Here is an 18528-nt window from a genome sequence, read left to right as displayed (position 1 = left end):
ATCGTATTAGAGGAGAATGAATCATGAAAAATCAGAAAAGAAAGACAGCCGGCCGTCATATGGCCGCGATCACAGCTGCTATTTTGACTATGTCATTTCCCATGAACATCCTGGCGGCATCTAACCGTCCGGATGACAATACCTATCAGGCTCCGGAGGCACCGGCCCCCAATTATAATAAGGATATGAGCCCTGAATTTGCCTACACGGAGGAAAAATGGGCTTCTCTCAGGGATAACGTGATGGAGTATGGGGAGCTGAAGGATCTGATCCATGAGTATAACCCTACAGTCCGCAGCAACCGTTCTGCCTATAAGGATCAGAAGGGAAAAGACTTAAATGACGTATATGAGCAGTATATGAACGATATCGATGATATCTGGGATCAGGCAGATGCGGCTGAGGATGATGTTACCTGGGCGTCCATGCGGTTTTCCGCAGGCCTTCTCACCAAGCAGGCAGACAACAATTACCAGGATGCAGATATGGAAAAGATCCAGTATGACCAGCAGGAGGCTGCTCTGGTATATCAGGCCCAGCAGATGATGGTATCCTTACAGCAGGCAGAAGACAATATAAAGAATCTGGAAAATACAAAGGCTCTTCTTCAGAGTCAGTATGAATTTACCAGGGCTCAGGCTGCCGCAGGCATGGCGACCCAGATAGATGTGCTTACTGCTCAGAAAAGCGTCCAGGATCAGGATACAGCCATCCTTGCTGCCCAGAAGAATAAGGAAAATGTCCACAGAAATCTCTGTCTGATGCTCGGATGGGACGCAGACGCCCAGCCGGAGATCCTTGCAGTACCGGAGCCGGATATGTCCCGTATTGATACCTTAAACCCGGATGGGGATGCCGAGGCAGCGCTTGCCAATGACTATGATGTAAGATATTACGAAAAAAAGGCAGGAAATCTTTCCAGCCAGGATCTGATCGAATCCAATCAGGCTTCCATTCAGAATGCAAAGGATACGGCTGTGCGATCCTTAAAAACGCAGTATAATACTGTACTTACGGCAAGAGATGCCCTGAATGCCGCTCAGTCTCAGCTTGCTGCTGAGCAATCCAAATTAAACAAGGCTTCTGCCAGTCTGGCAGCAGGACAGATTACAAATCTTGAGTATCAGACCACGCTGAATGCTGTAATGACAGCGGAAAGCGATGTAAATACGAAAAAGCTTCAGCTGTTAGTGGCATTAGAAGGCTATGACTGGAATGTGAAGGGCCTTACCACCTCCAATTAAGCAGGATGAAAAGGAGACGATGAAATGAAAACCACATTTTTAAAACGAACGGCAGCAGCGTCCTTAAGCGTGGTTCTGGCAGCATCTGTGCCCTTTACTGTGCTGGCAGATCAGACAGATCCAAATGTGGCCTATGAACAGGAGCAGCAGCTTCTCTCAGACGGACATCTGGATTACGGTGAGATTGAGGGACGTGTAAAAAATTATTACGGACCGATGAAAAGCGCCTATGATATGGCAAAGGGCATGGTAGAGGATCAGGCTGATATTGCTGTAAATGAACGTATTATGGCAAATGACCTTCTGTCCCAGGCGGATGTGGCAGAGGATATGGCAGAGGAACAGACCGGGATGGATCAGGCGATTTCCGCGGCAACTGCCAAGGCGCTGCGCCAGTCTGCCAGACAGATGAGAAATGCGGCATCCATGATGGGTCAGTCCTTAAAAAAGACCTCATCTACGGAACGTCAGGTAGACCGCCAGGCCAATTCCCTGATCATGAATGTCCAGTCCATGATGAATCAGTATGAGCAGCTGGTCTCCCAGCGTGCCATGGCTGCAAAGGGAGTGGAACTGGCCCGGACAGCCAGAGCGCTTCAGGATACCATGCAGTCTCAGGGGATGGCGGTGGACAGCGATGTTTTATCCGCAGCGGCTTCTCTTTCCTCTGCGCAGTCCCAGCTGGCCAGTTTGGATGCGGGAATGGAGCAGATCTATAAGCTTCTCTGCAGCTTTACAGGATATGACCCTGCCTCCGGCGTTACCTTTGGAGCAATCCCCTCTGCAGATCTGGCGGCCATTGACGCCATTGACGTAAATGCAGATAAGGAAAAGGCAGTAAATAACAACTATAACCTGATCAGCTTAAGAAGCTCTACTGGAGGCGGTATGACCGATTTTCAGGCCCGTACTACAAAGACGACTACACAGACTGAAAACCGTTTAAGAAATGTAGAATATTCAGAAAATACAGTCCGTTCCGATATTCAGGCGCTGTACGATCAGATCTTGGAAAAACGCGCTGCCTATGATGCTGCAAAAACCGCTTATGAAAGCGGAAAAATGGTCTGGGATGCGGCTCAGATCCAGAAGCAGAACGGAAGTTTAAGCCAGATCCAATACCTTCAGCAGGAACTTGCATGGCTGACCGCAGAATCAGGATACCACTGTGCAGGTCTGGAACTTCAGCAGGCAATCCAGAATTACAGATGGGCTGTAGCCGGCGCAGCTGTGAGCGTTTCATAAATACAGTTAATAATTAAAAAATCCCTTTGGGAACCGCACTGCGGCGGAGTGGGATTATGCCGCTGATGCGGCCCGCCGCAGGCGGAGAATCCCGCTTGTGGGATTCTTTTGTGTAAACAGAGAAAAAAGAATGAAAGTTATTAAGACTGCATAAAAATATAAATGACGTCATTGATTTTGTTGTGAAAAGATGCTATTATGATTTATAAGAGGAATATATTTTAAGTTAAAGGAGGAAGGTAACCTGCACGTTTTGTTTCTTGTGAATTGAGGTGAGTCTATGGTAACACGGCGTATGGACATAAGGAAAGGAGGATTTAATCCGATTCCGATTTCTTATCTGATTCAGACAGCGAATCAGTTTGACTGCGACATCTTTGTAACCAATGAAAGTACGACAGCAAATATGAAACATTACGATGAAATGAAGAGATTAAATATGTGTGGTTTTCTTACATTCTGCTTTAAGGGAAGCGACGAGAATGCGGCAGAAAACAGGATACATACCATTTTATGGCAAAATACTAACGGATAAGTAAGGAAGTGTAGCATTTCATGCACAAGACAGAATGACAGGAGGCTGTGTGACCAGGCCTCCTGTTTTTGTGTGGTGGTGCGCCTAGCGGCACATAAAATAAAAGAAAGAGCAGGTGATATGTCAGTTTTTCCTGCTCTTTTTTGTTGCTTATTTTTTTGTTTCATTCAGATAGGATCCCGCATCTTTAAAGAAACTCCATATAATAAGAAGAATGATAAAGCTGATGGGAAAGGCTGCAATGATGGATACGGTCTGCAGGTTGTTCATGGAGTTTTCTGAAAAGATCAGAGCAATGGGAAGAAGCATCAGCGTTACAGCCCAGAAAAGCTTGATGAAGCGGTCCGGTTCCTGTTTCTCATCCAGAGAATGGTAGGAGTAGGAGGAAGCGACCATAGTTAAGGCATCAAAGCTGGTAGCGTAAAAAGCGATCATGGTAAGGGCCAGGAGAAGAAGGCCTGCTTTGGCGAAAGGCATGGTTTCAAAAACCGCCATAATTGCTTCATAGAGGTTCTGGGATTGAACATAAATTGCCATCAGATCCAGCCTTCCATGCATTTGAAGGGACAGCCCGTAATTTCCAAGAATGATAAAAGAAGTAAAGGTGCCGGACAGTCCGAAGAAATATCCACCCAAAACGGTCTGCCGTATGGTACGTCCCTGGCTGATGCTGCCGATAAAAAACGGAGTCGCCACGCACCACACCATCCAGTAGGCCCAGTAAAAAATAGTCCAGTTCTGTGGAAAGGAGGAGGTGCGCAGGGCGTCGGTCCAGGTTGCCAGAGGAATGAAATTCTGGCTCAGGTTTCCCAAAGAGGTAAGACCTGTTTCTACGATATAGCGCATTTCCCCGCCGCCAAAGAAAAAATAGGCTAAGAGGACGAAAAAAAGTCCCACACAGGAAGAAGCCAGGCGGGCCACCCCTTTCATGCCAAAGTACACGGCCATTGTATATACAATGCAGATGGCGATCAGGATCGCAATCGTAAAGGCCGGCGTTTCCGGAATCCCCGTTACACGGCTTAAAGCCATGGATAAAAGGGGCGTTGCCAGAGAAAAAGTGGTAGCTGTTCCGGCTAACAGGGCAAATACGGCAGTGAGGTCAATGATGCGTCCCAAAGCTCCATCTACCCGCTTTCCCAAAACAGGACGGCAGGCTTCGGAGTATTTCTGACGGTTCCGTTTCCGGACATGGAGCATAAAGCCAAAGGCAACAGCTAAAATGATATAAAAACTCCACGGGATCGGTCCCCAGTGAAACAGCGGGTAAACAGAGGCCCAGTCCTGCACAGAACCCATATCGGAGATATGAGGTTCTCCCGCATAGAGCATCCACTCGCAGAGGGAATAAAACAGGATATCGGCTGCCAGGCCGGCAGTAAACATCATGGAGCCCCACTGGAGATTGGAATACCGGGGGGATTTGCCGCCTAGGCGGATGGAGCCAAAACGGGAAAATGCAGCATAGAGAGAACAGAAAAGCGCTCCCAGCCCCATTAAAAGATAAAAGCTTCCAAACTGGTCTCCGAGAAAGAAGCGGATGGATCCCAGCACAGAAGAGGAGTCTTCAGGAAAGGCAATAAAAAGGATACACAAAAAAAGGATGCACAGAAAAGGAACAAGGGTGGTAAGCCAGTCCAGCCTTTTTGTAAGGTGCTTCAAAATGATAACCTCCTTTGATGATACAGGCTTGTATCGTTTTTTGTTCAAAAATTAAGTAATATAAAGCATATTGAACATAATACCACCGCATTTTGGAAAAATCAAGAAGTTTTTCAAAAAAACTGTATGTGTATACAGAATCCTTTTTCGAATGTGTAACAATTTTGTAAGAAAAAAGGTCTGTTAAATTTTCAGTTTGTCCGTTATAATAGTAACGCTATGAACAAAGGAGGTTTTTGAAATGTTTAACTGGAAGAAAATGTCTCTGGTCCTTTTAGCGGCTGCTTCACTTTTAAGCGGATGTACCAAGAGTAATATCGTGTCTCCTGAGGGAGGTACAAGAGCCGATGACGGACAGCCTGATACAGAGATCGATAAAAATATTAAAATCGACTGGCTGGAAGTGCGGGAGGAGCTGCGGGATCAGTATCTGGAGCCATATGGTGCGTTTGCTGATTATGTGATGGATCTGGATGCACGCTATAATGAAGAAACAGGCGTTCTGACGGTACTGCTGCCTGTAACGCACCAGACAACGCCGGAGGCCGCAGTCGCTTATGCGCAGGATGTCCTGGCTACCATCGGCACTTGTGTACATACCCAGAATTTCTATTACACGGAGCCTGAGACAAACGAAGAAGGCTACACCACCGACTACGGCAGCTTTTTTGATGAGCATGATGTGCTGGTTCAGGTATTCCCTTATGATAAAGAGGGAGAGGTATCCGAGTATATTATCAATGACACCCTAAAGGCGGGAGATGTAAGAGCTCTTGAGCCTGTGAAGAAATAAGGAGGCAGACGCCATGAGAAGGATCGACCGATATTGGAAACGCTGCGCGGCCGGCATGATGGCTGCTCTTATGCTTATGACGGCGGGAGAGGGAGGTTTTACCAGCTTTGCGGCCCAGAGCCTCAATTCTCCTTCCAAGATTGTGATCAGCAATACACAGACCCAGGAAGGAAACGCTTCTGCATTACAGAGCGCCCCGATAACTACGGCAGCTTTTGGAACGGTAAATACGCCGGTGACAGACGCATCCTCCTATTTTGGAGCCGGACGCATGACCATGCTGGCAAACCATGACACAAGAGCCCAGCAGCTGGCCGTAATTATCGAAAATGGAGCCGGCGGACTGATCGTGGTAGACGGAGGATGGCAGGAAAACAGCGCCTATGTACTGGAGCAGATCAAGCAGAGAGGCGGTCATGTAGCAGCATGGCTGCTTACCCATCCGGATTCCGATCATGTGGGAGCGCTGGCAGATATTCTTTATAACCATAGCAGTGAGATTACCATTGACGGCATTTATTATTCCTTTTTAGAGGACAGCTGGTATGCCGAGAAGGAGCCGGCGGTGGCTGCCATGGTATCCCACTTAAAGGGAGCCTTTCAGAAGGTAGATCACTCTGTTCTTCACGGAAATATTGTGGCCGGACAGGTGATCGAGGCAGGCCCTGCCAAAATCCAGGTATTAAACCAGGCATATGCGGCAAATAATGACTTTGTCAATAACAGCAGCGTGGCCTACCTTGTATCCTTAAATGGTACGAATGTCGTATTTTTAGGAGATATGGCCAGATCCGGCGGTGAAAACCTGATGGCCAATGTAGATCTGGGGGCATTAAACTGTACCATGGTACAGATGGCTCACCACGGTCAGAACGGGGTTGATTACGAAGTTTACAAGGCGCTCCGTCCATCCGTATGCCTGTGGCCCACACCTCAGTGGCTTTGGGATAATGACAACGGCGGTGGAACAGGAACCGGACCGTGGAAAACCCAGGAAACCCGTAACTGGATGGTCCGTTTGGGCGTAAAGACCTATTTCTGTACAAAGGACGGAGATCAGGTAATTGAGTAGGCGAATAGGGATATTCACATTCTGTTCATAATTCATTCAAAAAGGTTTTACACAATGAACATTTTTTCTTCATCTTTCATGGGTATACTTTAATCATAGATGAGAGAGAAACATTCATCTATCCCCAATATGCTTACAAGATTTTTTTCATAATACTCGAGCTGATAAGTGATTATCAGCTCTCCTCCCTTTTAATAATACTTTTTTCCAGAAAGAGCGTATCATCATCCGGTGATGCGCTTTTTCTGTTATACCGAAGCCTGGATCCTGAGTGCGTCTTTTTCCAGGTTTTGGGGAGAGAGATTTCCCTGGATAAAAACAGAAGGGCAGTCAGATTGGGAAAGGCCATCAGGCCGTTCCAGAGGTCGGAAAAAAGCCAGACTGCTTCAGACTGTATGATCCCTCCGGCTAAAATTGCAGATAAAAAGCACAGAGGATAGAGAAAACGGGAAAAGAGGGCAGGAAGGGAGCAGCGGATCGTAAGATAGGTGAGCGCCTGCTTTCCAAGGTAAAACCATGCGATCACAGTAGCAAAGGCAAATACTGCCATGGAAGCGCTGATAAAGGCTTCTCCCAGATTTCCCAGACGGCACTTAAAGGCCCAGGCGGCCAGGGCAGAGCCTTCATAGGGAAGAGAAGCCAGCCCCGGTGACGCAGCTTCTGCCATACAGAGGATGACAAGGGCAGTGAGCGTGCAGAGGATCACGGTGTCGAAAAACACCTCAAACATGGCCCACATCCCCTGTTTTTCAGGCGTTGTGTGTTCGGCGGGGCCGTGGAGCACGGCCAGAGTTCCAAGGCCGGCCTCGTTGGAAAATACCCCTCTGGCAATACCGTACCGCACGCTGCGGCTGATGAGAAAGCCTCCTGTTCCTCCTGCGGCAGCCCGTATATGAAAAGCAGAGTCGAAAATATCCTTTAATACGCCGGGAAGGACAGGAAGAGAGGAAAGGATCACGGTGAGGGAAAAGAGGACATAGATTGCAGCGGCTGCCGGGACGAGACGCTCTGCTGTCCTTCCGATGCTCCGGATCCCTCCCCGGATGACGGCTCCTGTAAGGAGCGTGAAGCACACAGCCGGGAGCCAGAGAGGAAGGTTAAAGGTAAAGGACAGGGCAGTAACAGCAGAGTTCGCCTGGACCATGCTCCCCATGCCAAGGGCGCACATAACGCAGAGTATGCTGTAGAGAACGGCCATAAAAGGGACATTAAGCCCGTGCTCCATATAGAGAAAGGGGCCGCACAGGAAGCGGCCGTCCGGTTCGCGGAGCCGGAAGCGGATCCCCAGACAGGTTTCCCCATAGGCCGTGATCATACCGATAAAAGCAGAAACCCACATCCAGAACAGGGCGCCGGGGCCTCCGGCAGTAAGTGCAGTAGCAACACCGGCAATATTTCCTGTTCCAACGGTAGCAGCCAGGGCCGTGCATACAGACTGGAACTGGCTGATGGTTTCCGGGGAATCTTCATCTGGCGTCCTTTCGTTTGTCGCGTTGTTTTTTTTACCCCGGATGATGCTTCCGGCGGTGGCATCCCACCAGAAGGAAAATCCCCGGAACTGAAAAAAACGGCATTTTACCGTGAGAAATAATCCTGTTCCCAGAAAGATAAGAAGCGTCCATGGTCCCCAGACCATCCCGTGCAGCAGCTTGAGCCATTTCATAACAAAACCTCCAAGAGATATACCCAAAAACAGACTCCGGGTGTTTTAAACAGGCTTTATACTGTGTATTCAGAGCGGGGGAAAAGTATGACAGGAAGAAAATGGAGCAGATTTCCGCCTCGCATTTCCAAATAGAGTGTGATAGAATAAGAGTAACAGCAAAAACTACTGCCCCACAGGCAGAAAAGAGGTGTCTCATGCCGGGATTTACAACCCATTATATATTAGGAATGAAGGCATATAATGACCTTCCTGCCAACTATCTTAAGTTTGTCATTACAAAGTACCGCTGGCTGTATCAGCTGGGACTTCAGGGGCCGGATATGTTTTTTTACAATCTCCCTATCCTGCGCCACAGAGACCACAGAAATGTAGGCTCCTATATGCACGAGCATCGTGTAAATGATTTTTTCCGCTGCGCCTTTGACCGCCTTTCCAGGATTGAATCCAAGCAGCAGAAGGAAGAGGGAATGGCTTTTCTGTGCGGTTTTATCTGTCATTATATTGGAGATTCCATCTGCCATCCTTATGTCTATGGACGGATCGGCTATGATGTACAGAATCCGGGGGGATACTACCATGGCCTTCATGCCAAGCTGGAAAATGATATTGACGCCCTTCTTCTGAAAAAATATAAAAAGAAAAAGCCCTCCCAGTTTAATCAGGCAGCCACGATCTGTCTCAATGGGATGGAAACACAGTTTATTTCCGTATTCCTTTCCGATTGTATCAATGATGCGTTTTACCGTCTGAGCAGCAAAAATCATTATCAGGTAACAGCAGGAATGATCCACCGGTCGATTCTGGCCATGCGCTTTGGCTGCCGCACGCTGGCCGATCCCAACAGCCGGAAAAAGGACCGGATTGAGTTTTTTGAGTCGCTGTTCCTTAAAAATCCCATTGCTTCCAGCAAAATGGTTACAGACGTGGTAGAGGATCCGGTTTGGAGTTTAAATCTGCGTCATGAAATCTGGTGCAATCCCTGGGACAGGAGCATTGCCTCCAGAGCGTCTGTGCCGGATCTGCTGCGACGGTGTCTTGGGAAACTGAGTACGATCTTCTATATGATCAATGAGATCATAGAGGGGTCAAAGGTTCTTCGTCCGGTGGCATTTGAACGGCTTTTGACAGAACTTGGAAATTATTCCTACCACAGCGGCCTGCCATGCAATGATTAAAAACAATGTCAACCATAAAATACAATTGGTTGACAATTGGGACATCCTGTGATATACCATTCCTGTAAGATAAAACAGGTTCCGTTTCAGGCAGATGAAATATCTAAAACGGAACCGGAAAAAGGAGTGGATGGAAATGGATTCAGTTTCTGCAAAAAAATCGAAAAAAATAAGACATAACACTGCTTTTACGACAAGAGAAATGGTATTGGCGGGAATGTTTGCAGCTGTTCTGGCAGTCATCTCCCAGCTGTCAATCCCTACGCCCGCAGGTGTTCCGGTGACGATCCAGGTATTTGGAGTGGCTCTTGTAGGGGCGGTTCTGGGATGGAAGCTGGGACTTTGTTCGGTACTGGTTTATATCCTGATCGGGGCAGCGGGGCTTCCGGTGTTTGCTAATTTTGGCGGCGGCATCCGGTCGCTTATAGGGCTTACGGGAGGTTATATCTGGGCCTGGCCGGTGATGGCGGTGCTTTGCGGGATCCGTCCGGGACTCAAAAACCGGATTTCGGATCTGGCGGTGAGGATTTTGCTCTCTCTTATCGGTCTGGCAGCAGTGGAACTGATCGGCGGCCTCCAATGGGCAGCCCTTTCAGGAGACATGACCGCAGGCGCTGTATTTGCCTATTCTATGGTGGCTTTTGTGCCAAAGGATATTGTGATCACCATATTGGGAGTTATTGTAAGCGAGCCGGTAAAACAGATGACTGACAGGATAGGGTAGGCAGAAGGGAAGCGAGCTGTTTTAAAAGTTCCGGTTCATTCCGGTTTTCTTCGGTGATCCGCAGGACGGTCACATCAGGCCTTTGGGCAATTTCCTGCAAAAAGGGAGAGGGGGCCTCCTGAAGAACACCAAGAACGGGAACAGGACCGTCCAGGACTTTAAGAATCATCTGACGAAACCGGACTGCTTCTGCTTCATGGGGGCCCAGTTCATCCATGAGGATCAGATCCTTTTGAAGAAAATCAGACAGCGCGTTACAGCCCAGGCGGTCAAACCGTCTGGGCGTTTCATTTGATGAAAGCGGCGAAGACGTGCCACAGATAAAGAGAAGGTTGGTTTCATCCGGATCTGCAGGGACAGCGGCGGGAAGAAGATGGACAGAAAAGCCGGTTTTTAAATATTCACAGGTACGCAGAGTAAAAAAGCCGCCGATCTGTCCGTCAAACGAGCGCAGTGTTTTTTTCAAAAGGGTGGATTTTCCCACCTGTTTTGCACCGGTTAAAAATACATGGTGTGTCATTGGTTTGTTACCTCCCAGAGAAGACGTCCATAGCAGGAGTCGGTGATTTCCGTTATGGTGCCATCTGTTTCAGTATGATCGGTTAGCCAGGTCATGACAGCGTTTCTGTTTGCAGCAGTACGATCGTCAGGCAAAAACATTTTTTCCATAAGGAAATCCAGATATTCCTCATCCGGAACGATCTGTTTTTCACTGTGTCTTGGTTCATAACTGGTTTCTGGTTTGTATCCCATAAGAAACAGCATATTAAAAGCGGCATAAAACCATCGGCCGCTATTTTCATGCCTCATGGCTTTTTCGGGAAAGACTTCGTTCATAATCTGTTCCATGAGCCGGTTTTTGCGGTACAGATGGGAAATACAGCAGCAACGGCCCCGGCTCATTTCCATGGCCTTTAAAAGCTGGCTGTGACTGCGGACTGCGGGGGTTAAGGAAACGAATACCAGATCGAAAGCCCGTTTGAAGCCTTCTTTTTTCAAATCCAGAGTATCAAAATCACAAAGATGGAACTGGAGATTGGTAAGTCCCAGGCTTTTGGCATATTCTTTTCCCTGAGCGATCATTTCACCGGAAATGTCCAAGGCTGTGACAAAGCGGACTCTGGAAGCGAAGGCAGCTGCAAAGCGGCCCGGTCCGCAGCCGATATCCGCCACTGAGAAATCTTTTTTCAGAAGCCCATGGTTCTCCAGAAAAAGGAAATCTTTTTCCAGACGCTCATCCGTTTTTCGATTGTTTTTTCGCTCATGAGCCCAGGAACGGGCTCGGCGGTCCCAGATATTGGGAGAAGGCTCAGTCTCCTTTTCCATTAAAGAGATAAAATAGGCCAGATCATTCAAGAGAAGTCCGCTCCTTTCCGACAGGTGCTTTTACGGGCATACAGATGGTTCGGGAATGTCCATACCTGTCTTTTACAGTTACAACATCCATTTCAATGCCATAAACGGCCTGAAGATTTTCGGGAGTAATTACCTCTTCGGGAGAGCCGAAAGCGGCCACAGAGCCTTGCTTCATCATAAGCACCCTGGTACCGGCAGAGGCGGGATGTTCGGGACTGTGTGTAGACATAATGATACAGTAGCCTCTGGAAGCAAGATCCCTGACCACATCCAGAAGAAGCTGCTGGTTGGCGTAATCCAAGCTGGCAGAGGGTTCGTCCATCACAAGGATTTTAGCAGACTGGCAGATCGCACGGGCGATCAGCGCCAGCTGGCGCTGTCCTCCGCTGAGGGAGGTGTATTTTTTATTGGCAAGCTCCAGGGCATTGACCTTATAAAGAGCCTCAAAGGCTGCATCACGATCGACAGCCTTAGGACTGTCAAAGGCAGAAAAATGGGAGGCACGGCCCATGAGCACCACATCCAGCACGGTATAGGAAAAGACGGGAGAATGGTACTGTGGAATATAGGCGATACGGTTTGCAAGCTCTCTGGGGGAAAGCTTTAAATGATCCTGTCCGTCTATGAGGATACGGCCTCCGGAAAGAGGGATTGACCCCATTATCAGACGGAACAGAGTGGTTTTTCCGCAGCCATTGGGGCCGGCCAGACAGAGAATGTCTCCTTCGTCTGCTTCGCAGCTTACATTTTTTACAATATCGCCTTTCCCATATCCGCCGGAAACATTCTGCAGTTGTAAAAGCATGGTCGTTTACTCCTTTTTCTGAATGATAAGAGATACAAAAAAGGGCGCTCCCATAATAGAAGTTACAACGCCCAGGGGCAGTTCCATGGAAAGAAGGGAACGGGCCAGATCATCCATGAGAACCAGATAGGTGGCTCCCAGCATGGCGCTGGCAGGAATCAGACGGCCATAGTCGGCTCCGACCAAAGCCCGTGCCATATGGGGGATCATCAGTCCGACCCAGCCGATGAGGCCGCCCAGACAAACGGAGGCAGCGCTGAGGAGCGTAGAAGCAGCAATGAGGATCAGACGGTAAAGACGGATATTGATCCCAAGGCTTTTGGCTTCCTCTTCATCCAGAGTGAGGAGATTGATGCGCCAGCGCAGAAGAAAGATGATGACCAGTCCCGCAGACATGGGGATCAGGCTCCATAAAAAGGAGCGGGTATCGGTTTTTGTAAGGCTCCCCATGAGCCAGAAGGTGATCTGCTGAAGCACATCATTGGGATCTGCCACATATTTGATCATGGTTACACCTGCATTGCACAGCGCCATGATCATGGAGCCGGTGAGAACCAGGCTGAGGGTTATGGAATGGACGGATCTGCGGCTGATCAGATAAGAGGCAGCGACCGCTGCGGTGCCGCCTGCAAAGGCGGAAAGCTGTATAAGCCAGTTAGAGGCGCCGAAAAGGATTGCAAAAGCGGCTCCCAGACTGGCTCCGGAGGAGACTCCCAAGATGTCGGGGGAGACTAAAGGATTGCGGAACATTCCCTGATAGGCTGCGCCCGCTGTGGACAGCGAGGCTCCGATAAAGACTGCGGACAGAATCCGGGGAAGACGAATATTCCAGAAAATGGTAACGGCCTGGGGAAGGATTTCTCCCTCATACCCGAACCGGGATAAAAATGCCGTTACGACCTGAGAGGGGGACAGGGGATAGTAGCCCACCCAGAAGGATAAAAGGACTGCGGTAAATAGAAAGATAAGCAGTCCGGTGATAAGAAGGCCATACCGCCTTCTCTGGGCCGCTTCCTGCTTTACTTCGAAATGATGATTCAACATGGACGTTTCCGCCTTTCCTGATGCTTGACAAAAAAATTTTGCCGTGCTAGTATGAAAATACCGTTATATTTTATAAAAAAGTACGATATTTAAAAATATAACGCATAAAGATCAGAATGTCAATTAAGAGGAGAGGAAAAATGGGACGAGGAAAAAAGATTTTACCGGCAGTGATGGCGCTTACCCTGGCTGCAGGAAGCATTATAGGATGTTCTGCTTCTTCTGCAAAAACAGAAACGGCTAAAGAAAGCATGCAGAGCCAAGCTGAAACGAAAACAGCTGAACAGAGCACTCAGGCAGAGAAAACATCTGAGGCAGCTGATGCGGCGGGAGAGCGGGAGATAACGGATATGGCAGGCCGCACGGTTGTGGTGCCGGATGAAATTGAAACGGTATTCTCTTCCAGTACTGTAACGGCTATTTTTATGTATACGCTGGCTCCGGATAAGCTTCTTGGCTGGAATTATGAGCTGAATGAGCTGGAAAAGAGCATTATTTTGGAAGAATATCACGATCTTCCTAATTTTGGAATGGGCGATTCCATCAATTATGAGGCGGTTATTGCAGCAGACCCCACCATTGCAGTCAATGTGGGAACCATCAATGATAAGATGATATCAGACTGCGATAAGCTGTCAAAGAGTCTGGGAGTTCCTGTTGTGGCTGTGGACGGAGATCTGTCGGCTTCCGCAGAAGCTTACCGCTTTATGGGAGAACTGCTGGGGGAGGAGGAACAGGCCGAAAAGCTCGCTTCCTATGCGGAAAAGACCTTTGCAGATATTGAAAAAATGGAGGTTCCTGAGGACAAAAAGGTACGTATTTATTATGGAAACGGAGAGGATTCCCTGGAGACCGCTCCGGCCGGCTCTGCTCACGGACAGATCATCGATATGGTAAATGCAGTCAATGTGGCAGATCTGGAAATGGGAGAAGGCTCCAGAGTGCAGATTTCTGCCGAGCAGCTTCTTGCCTGGGATCCGGATGTAATTGTGGTAAATGGAGAGCCAAAGGCGGATACGAGCGGCGCTTCGGCTGCTGAGGCAATTCTGGCCAATCCGGATTACGCATCTTTAAAGGCAGTGCAGGATCAGCAGGTATACGGTACGCCAAATACGCCCTTTAGCTGGATGGACCGTCCTATGGGGCCAAACCGTATTGTGGGAATCCGCTGGCTGTCCGGCCTCATCTATCCGGAGTATCTGAATTACAATGTGGATGAAGAAGTAAAGGAATTCTTTGATCTGTTCTACCATGTACAGCTTACAGATGAGAAACTGGAAAATATTTACAGTGGAACGGTATAAAAACGTATTTGACAGAAAATAAAAAAGTCCCTTCCGGTTTTCGTCACAGGACAGAGCGGAAGGGACTTTTTTGCTGATGGCATGAATCAGCCAAACATGTTTTTTATTATTTCAAATACACCGGCAGACTGTAAAAACAGCATAGCCATGATGATCGGAGTCACATACCGGATCATAAAGGCATACATTTTTTTGCGCTTAAAGGTATGTCCGCTGGCTTCCATTTCCTCACAGATCCACATCGGCCTGATGATCCAGCCTACGAAGATGCAGGTGAGAAGGGAAATGAAGGGCATGAGAAAGCTGTTGCTGATATAGTCCATCAGATCCAGAAGCTGGGCGGATGCTCCGTTTGGCAGCTTCATTTCAAAGTAGAATACGTTATAGCCCATACAGATGATCACGGAGGCTGCCGCAGAGAGCAGTGCGATCACAAGGCTGGTTTTCTTTCGTGTGGAGTGGAAAATCTCCATACAGTTTGCAACCAGTGTTTCCAGAATGGATACAGAGGAGGTAAGAGCCGCAAACACAACCATAAGGAAAAATATCATTCCAAGGACTCCGCCAAGAGATCCCATGGCTTCAAATACCTTGGGAAGGGATACGAACATCAGGCTGGGACCGGAGGCCATTCCTTCTGTGCCGAAAAATACATAGACCGCAGGGATGATCATAAGTCCGGCCAGAAATGCAACCGTTGTATCGAAAATCTCAATCTGGCTTAAGGATTTGCTTAGGTTAACATCCTTTTTTACATAGGAGCCGTAGGTGATCATGATTCCCATAGAAACACTTAAGGAAAAGAACAGCTGGCTCATGGCATCCAGAAGGATTTCCAAAAATCTGGCAGGAGTAACTCCGTCAAGATTCGGCATAATGTAGACTGTCAGTCCCTGAAGGCCGGTCCGCTCTGTTCCGTCTGCTCCGGTACTGCTTAATGTGAGGGAAAAAAGGCCGATCCCGATAATCATTAAGAGCAGTCCCGGCATGACGATCCGGGAAAATTTTTCAATGCCCTTTTCTACCCCGCGGTATACGACCAGTGCGGTAAAACATAAAAAGATCAGCATGAAAACCACAGGTGATACGGGTGAGGTGATAAAGTCTGTAAAATATCCGTCCTGGGCGGCTGCCTTTCCCGCTCCGGTAAGATAGACAGCCAGATACTTTAAAATCCATCCGCCGATGACGGAGTAATAGGTCATGATAATGGCCGGAACGCAGAAGGTAAGATAACCTAAAAAGCTCCATTTTTTCTGCATTTTCCCAAAGGCGTGAAGGGCGTTTGTCTTGGTGCGCCGTCCGATGGCTACATCTGTGACAAGAAGGGTAAAGCCGAAGGTAAGTACCAGCGCCAGATAGATGATCAGGAACAGTCCGCCTCCGTCCTTGGCGGCCAGATAGGGGAACCGCCAGATATTTCCTACTCCTACTGCGCTTCCTGCTGCTGCCAGCACAAAGCCTAAGGAGCCTGTAAAGCTGCTTTTTTTCTTTGCTTCCATGTTTTGAATACCTCGTTGTCTTGTTGGATTGTAAAAGGGGCCAAATCTGTTTTGACCCAAACAGTATGATTATATCGGTTTGCAGAGAAAAAGCAACCGCCGAAAAGTTTCATTAAATGAGAAAATATAATATAAAAATTGAATATAACTGGAAAAATACCGGAAAAAGAGGTATAATAGCGGAAATATAGTTGGATAAAACGTAAAATGTATATTTATATGAAACATTTCCCTATTTACCGGGAGAAGGGAGGATAAATACAGATGGGGAGGAAAAAAGGGTGGAGCAGGTGAATCTGTACGTGGGAGCACAGATCCGCAGATACAGAAAAAACAGACAGATGACGCTGCAGCAGCTGGCTGACAGGATCCATAAGAGCCGGGCCAGTGTGAGCAAGTATGAGACGGGAGAGGTTTCTCTGGATATTGTCACGCTGACCGAGATTGCCAGAGTTCTGGAGGTACAGCCGGGGCAGCTGGTGGATCTTCCGGTTCAGGAAGAGGAGGGGGACAGGCTCCCTTCCGCAAACAGCGGGATCAGCCCGTTTTTTCAGGCGAGACGGCTGTATTTCTATTTTTATGACGGCCGTTATAAACGGCTGAAGGACGGGATCATCGATATCCGGGAAACGAAAGAGGCGGGGAGTTATGAGGCAGATCTGTCGGTGCGTGCTGTCAATCCCTCCGGGCGCAGCAGCAAGCTGTATTACACCGGAAAGGTGATCTACAGTGATATGCTGATCCGTTTTTCGTTTGTAAACCGCTATAATCCTCTGGAGGAGGATCTGCTTTATATTTTTAACCCCTTAGAGCTGCGCGATTCAACGGACGGCCTTCTGTGCGGGATTTCCAGTGCAGATCTTATGCCCTGCGCGTTTAAATGCCTGGTGACGCTGCATCCTCAGGAGCACACAGAGGAGTTTAAAAAGCGCCTTTTGATCACAAGAAGGGAACTGCAGCAGTGGCAGAAACTGAATATGCTGATGGTAGATAATATTGGATAGGAATTTGTTATATGGAGAGAGGAGATATATGAAATTTTCAACCATACATCACATTGCGATCATTGTTTCCGATTATGAAAAATCAAGAGATTTTTATGTAAATAAGCTGGGATTTTCCGTGATACGGGAGAATTACCGGCCGGACAGAGGAGACTGGAAGCTGGATCTTCGGATCAATGACACTACAGAACTGGAAATTTTTGGAGTATCAAATCCTCCCAAACGAGTGACCAGACCGGAGGCAGCCGGACTGCGCCATCTGGCCTTTTATACGGAGGATATAGAGAAAGATGTGAAAGAGCTGAAGGAAAAGGGAATTTCCGTGGAACCGATCCGGCTGGATGCGTTTACAGGAAAGAAAATGACTTTTTTTGCAGATCCAGATGGGCTTCCTCTGGAGCTGCATGAATAGAGAAGTGAATTTTTTCCTTGCAAAATACGCTTTGTTTGCAGTATCATAGAAACGGATTTTGCAGTACAGAGCATGAGCATTTCAAATGAAACGTAAATTTGATTTAGCCTGGAAGGAAGTGAAAACGTGTTCGAACGGAACGCATTTTTAAGAGCTTATAATATTGATGAGGCGGATTTTAAGGCAGCCAATGTCCCATGGGAGGAGCTGGCTGCTATTTATGATGACTATTTGTCCATTGAGGGGAAATTAAGGGGAATCGGAAAGGAGTTTGTAAATGATTACCTCTATGATATCGAACGGGCGGGAATCCATTCCTATCGTTACCGCACGAAAAGCCCGGGCCATCTGCTGGAAAAGATCATCCGCAAGCGCAGCGAGCACCCGGGGAGATTTGATCATATTGACCGGACTAATTATCACAAGTATATTACCGATCTGATCGGAATCCGCGTATTTTTTCTGTACCGGGAGGACTGGATTTATTTTCACAATTATATTACAACGGTGTTTGAAAATGATCCTGAGAACTATGTAGAGGATCGTATCCGGGATTTTGACGAGGATCCGGAGCATTTTTACATTGCCGAACGGCCAAAGGTTTACCGGAGAAACGGAGATACCCGGATTTACGATGAAGAGCTGATCGACATTAAATCGGATGGAATTTACCGGTCGCTTCATTATATTATCAAATACAGGGGCTACTATGTGGAGATCCAGGGAAGAACCCTGTTTGAAGAGGGGTGGAGTGAGATCGATCACGATATCGTATATCCCTATTTTAAAGATGATGAAATGTTAAAGGATTTTTCCACGCTGTTAAACCGCCTGTCCGGAATGGCAGATGAAATGAGCTCCTATTTCCGCCGGATGAAGAGCGTCCGGGAAGAGCCGGGGAAGAACCGGAAGGAGAGACGGGCTCTTACAGGCGGCGGAAATATCTGGACGGAGCAGGAGGAACGTGAGAGAAAATAGGGGCCGG

General features: G+C 47.9%; 18 protein-coding genes. 11 read left to right on the top strand and 7 right to left on the bottom strand.

Translation table 11 applies throughout. The annotated features are described in order from the left end of the window. Nucleotides 1–23 precede the first annotated feature (23 nt). The 3 genes from WKT10_RS07585 to WKT10_RS07575 all read left to right on the top strand — a co-directional run bounded on the left by WKT10_RS07585 (nt 24) and on the right by WKT10_RS07575 (nt 3024). On the top strand, nt 24–1244 hold the full coding sequence (locus tag WKT10_RS07585; protein ID WP_340276476.1) for a TolC family protein: 1221 nt from the start codon (nt 24–26) through the stop codon (nt 1242–1244). Between the two features lie 24 nt (nt 1245–1268). After that, nucleotides 1269–2489, top strand: coding sequence for a TolC family protein (locus WKT10_RS07580; protein WP_066545991.1), 1221 nt, complete (start codon nt 1269–1271; stop codon nt 2487–2489). Between the two features lie 295 nt (nt 2490–2784). Then, complete coding sequence (locus WKT10_RS07575) at nt 2785–3024, top strand: HPr family phosphocarrier protein (protein ID WP_242962965.1); 240 nt, start codon at nt 2785–2787, stop codon at nt 3022–3024. Nucleotides 3025–3174: 150 nt separating this feature from the next. On the opposite strand, the gene WKT10_RS07570 is transcribed toward WKT10_RS07575, so the two are convergent. Then, nucleotides 3175–4686, bottom strand: coding sequence for a BCCT family transporter (locus WKT10_RS07570; protein WP_242962966.1), 1512 nt, complete (start codon nt 4684–4686; stop codon nt 3175–3177). A gap of 241 nt (nt 4687–4927) precedes the next feature. Between WKT10_RS07570 and WKT10_RS07565 the strand changes: the two genes are divergently transcribed. Further along, nucleotides 4928–5479 carry a hypothetical protein gene (locus WKT10_RS07565; RefSeq protein WP_340276473.1) on the top strand — a complete coding sequence of 184 codons (552 nt, stop codon included), beginning with the start codon at nt 4928–4930 and terminating at the stop codon, nt 5477–5479. 13 nt (nt 5480–5492) lie between these two features. Continuing rightward, complete coding sequence (locus WKT10_RS07560; protein WP_340276471.1) at nt 5493–6551, top strand: ComEC/Rec2 family competence protein; 1059 nt, start codon at nt 5493–5495, stop codon at nt 6549–6551. Between the two features lie 175 nt (nt 6552–6726). Here the strand turns inward: WKT10_RS07560 and WKT10_RS07555 are convergent, their stop codons facing one another. Next, nucleotides 6727–8214: an alanine/glycine:cation symporter family protein gene (locus tag WKT10_RS07555; RefSeq protein ID WP_340276469.1), complete on the bottom strand. Its 1488-nt coding sequence runs from the start codon at nt 8212–8214 to the stop codon at nt 6727–6729. 197 nt (nt 8215–8411) lie between these two features. Here WKT10_RS07555 and WKT10_RS07550 point away from each other — a divergent pair, with 197 nt between their 5' ends. Next, nucleotides 8412–9392, top strand: a complete 981-nt coding sequence (locus WKT10_RS07550; RefSeq protein WP_066546002.1) for a zinc dependent phospholipase C family protein — start codon at nt 8412–8414, stop codon at nt 9390–9392. Nucleotides 9393–9528: 136 nt separating this feature from the next. Then, nucleotides 9529–10116, top strand: coding sequence for a biotin transporter BioY (locus tag WKT10_RS07545; protein WP_337932301.1), 588 nt, complete (start codon nt 9529–9531; stop codon nt 10114–10116). Here the strand turns inward: WKT10_RS07545 and WKT10_RS07540 are convergent. The 4 genes from WKT10_RS07540 to WKT10_RS07525 are packed head-to-tail and all read right to left on the bottom strand — an operon-like array spanning nt 10070 to nt 13321. Then, nucleotides 10070–10636 carry a nucleoside-triphosphatase gene (locus WKT10_RS07540; protein ID WP_337433559.1) on the bottom strand — a complete coding sequence of 189 codons (567 nt, stop codon included), beginning with the start codon at nt 10634–10636 and terminating at the stop codon, nt 10070–10072. The two genes, WKT10_RS07545 and WKT10_RS07540, sit on opposite strands and share 47 nt — an antisense overlap. Continuing rightward, nucleotides 10633–11472: a class I SAM-dependent methyltransferase gene (locus WKT10_RS07535; protein ID WP_242962967.1), complete on the bottom strand. Its 840-nt coding sequence runs from the start codon at nt 11470–11472 to the stop codon at nt 10633–10635. Before WKT10_RS07535 ends, WKT10_RS07540 begins: the two co-directional genes overlap by 4 nt. Continuing rightward, on the bottom strand, nt 11465–12277 hold the full coding sequence (locus tag WKT10_RS07530) for an ABC transporter ATP-binding protein (protein ID WP_337932306.1): 813 nt from the start codon (nt 12275–12277) through the stop codon (nt 11465–11467). Before WKT10_RS07530 ends, WKT10_RS07535 begins: the two co-directional genes overlap by 8 nt. Nucleotides 12278–12283: 6 nt before the next feature. Then, a complete protein-coding gene (locus tag WKT10_RS07525; protein ID WP_337932308.1) occupies nt 12284–13321 on the bottom strand; it encodes a FecCD family ABC transporter permease in 1038 nt (345 codons plus the stop codon). A gap of 140 nt (nt 13322–13461) precedes the next feature. On the opposite strand from WKT10_RS07525, the gene WKT10_RS07520 reads away from it, so the two are divergent. Further along, complete coding sequence (locus tag WKT10_RS07520) at nt 13462–14625, top strand: ABC transporter substrate-binding protein (protein ID WP_340276461.1); 1164 nt, start codon at nt 13462–13464, stop codon at nt 14623–14625. Nucleotides 14626–14711: 86 nt separating this feature from the next. On the opposite strand, the gene WKT10_RS07515 is transcribed toward WKT10_RS07520, so the two are convergent. Continuing rightward, nucleotides 14712–16127: a sodium-dependent transporter gene (locus WKT10_RS07515; protein WP_340276459.1), complete on the bottom strand. Its 1416-nt coding sequence runs from the start codon at nt 16125–16127 to the stop codon at nt 14712–14714. A gap of 281 nt (nt 16128–16408) precedes the next feature. On the opposite strand from WKT10_RS07515, the gene WKT10_RS07510 reads away from it, so the two are divergent. The 3 genes from WKT10_RS07510 (at nt 16409) to WKT10_RS07500 (ending at nt 18521) form a co-directional block, all read left to right on the top strand. Further along, nucleotides 16409–17131 (top strand): helix-turn-helix domain-containing protein, encoded by a 723-nt coding sequence (locus WKT10_RS07510; protein ID WP_337932313.1) that lies wholly within the window; start codon nt 16409–16411, stop codon nt 17129–17131. A 28-nt stretch (nt 17132–17159) separates the two neighbouring features. After that, a complete protein-coding gene (gene gloA2, locus WKT10_RS07505) occupies nt 17160–17543 on the top strand; it encodes an SMU1112c/YaeR family gloxylase I-like metalloprotein (RefSeq protein WP_066546023.1) in 384 nt (127 codons plus the stop codon). Nucleotides 17544–17669: 126 nt separating this feature from the next. Next, nucleotides 17670–18521, top strand: coding sequence for a GTP pyrophosphokinase (locus WKT10_RS07500; RefSeq protein ID WP_066546026.1), 852 nt, complete (start codon nt 17670–17672; stop codon nt 18519–18521). The last annotated feature ends 7 nt before the right edge of the window (nt 18522–18528 follow it).

The sequence above is a fragment of the Enterocloster sp. HCN-30185 genome (assembly GCF_037890305.1).
In the GTDB taxonomy this organism is placed as follows: Bacteria; Bacillota; Clostridia; order Lachnospirales; family Lachnospiraceae; genus Enterocloster.
The sequence above is the reverse complement of the archived record's forward strand: the minus strand, read 5'-3'. Positions and strand labels throughout refer to the sequence as shown.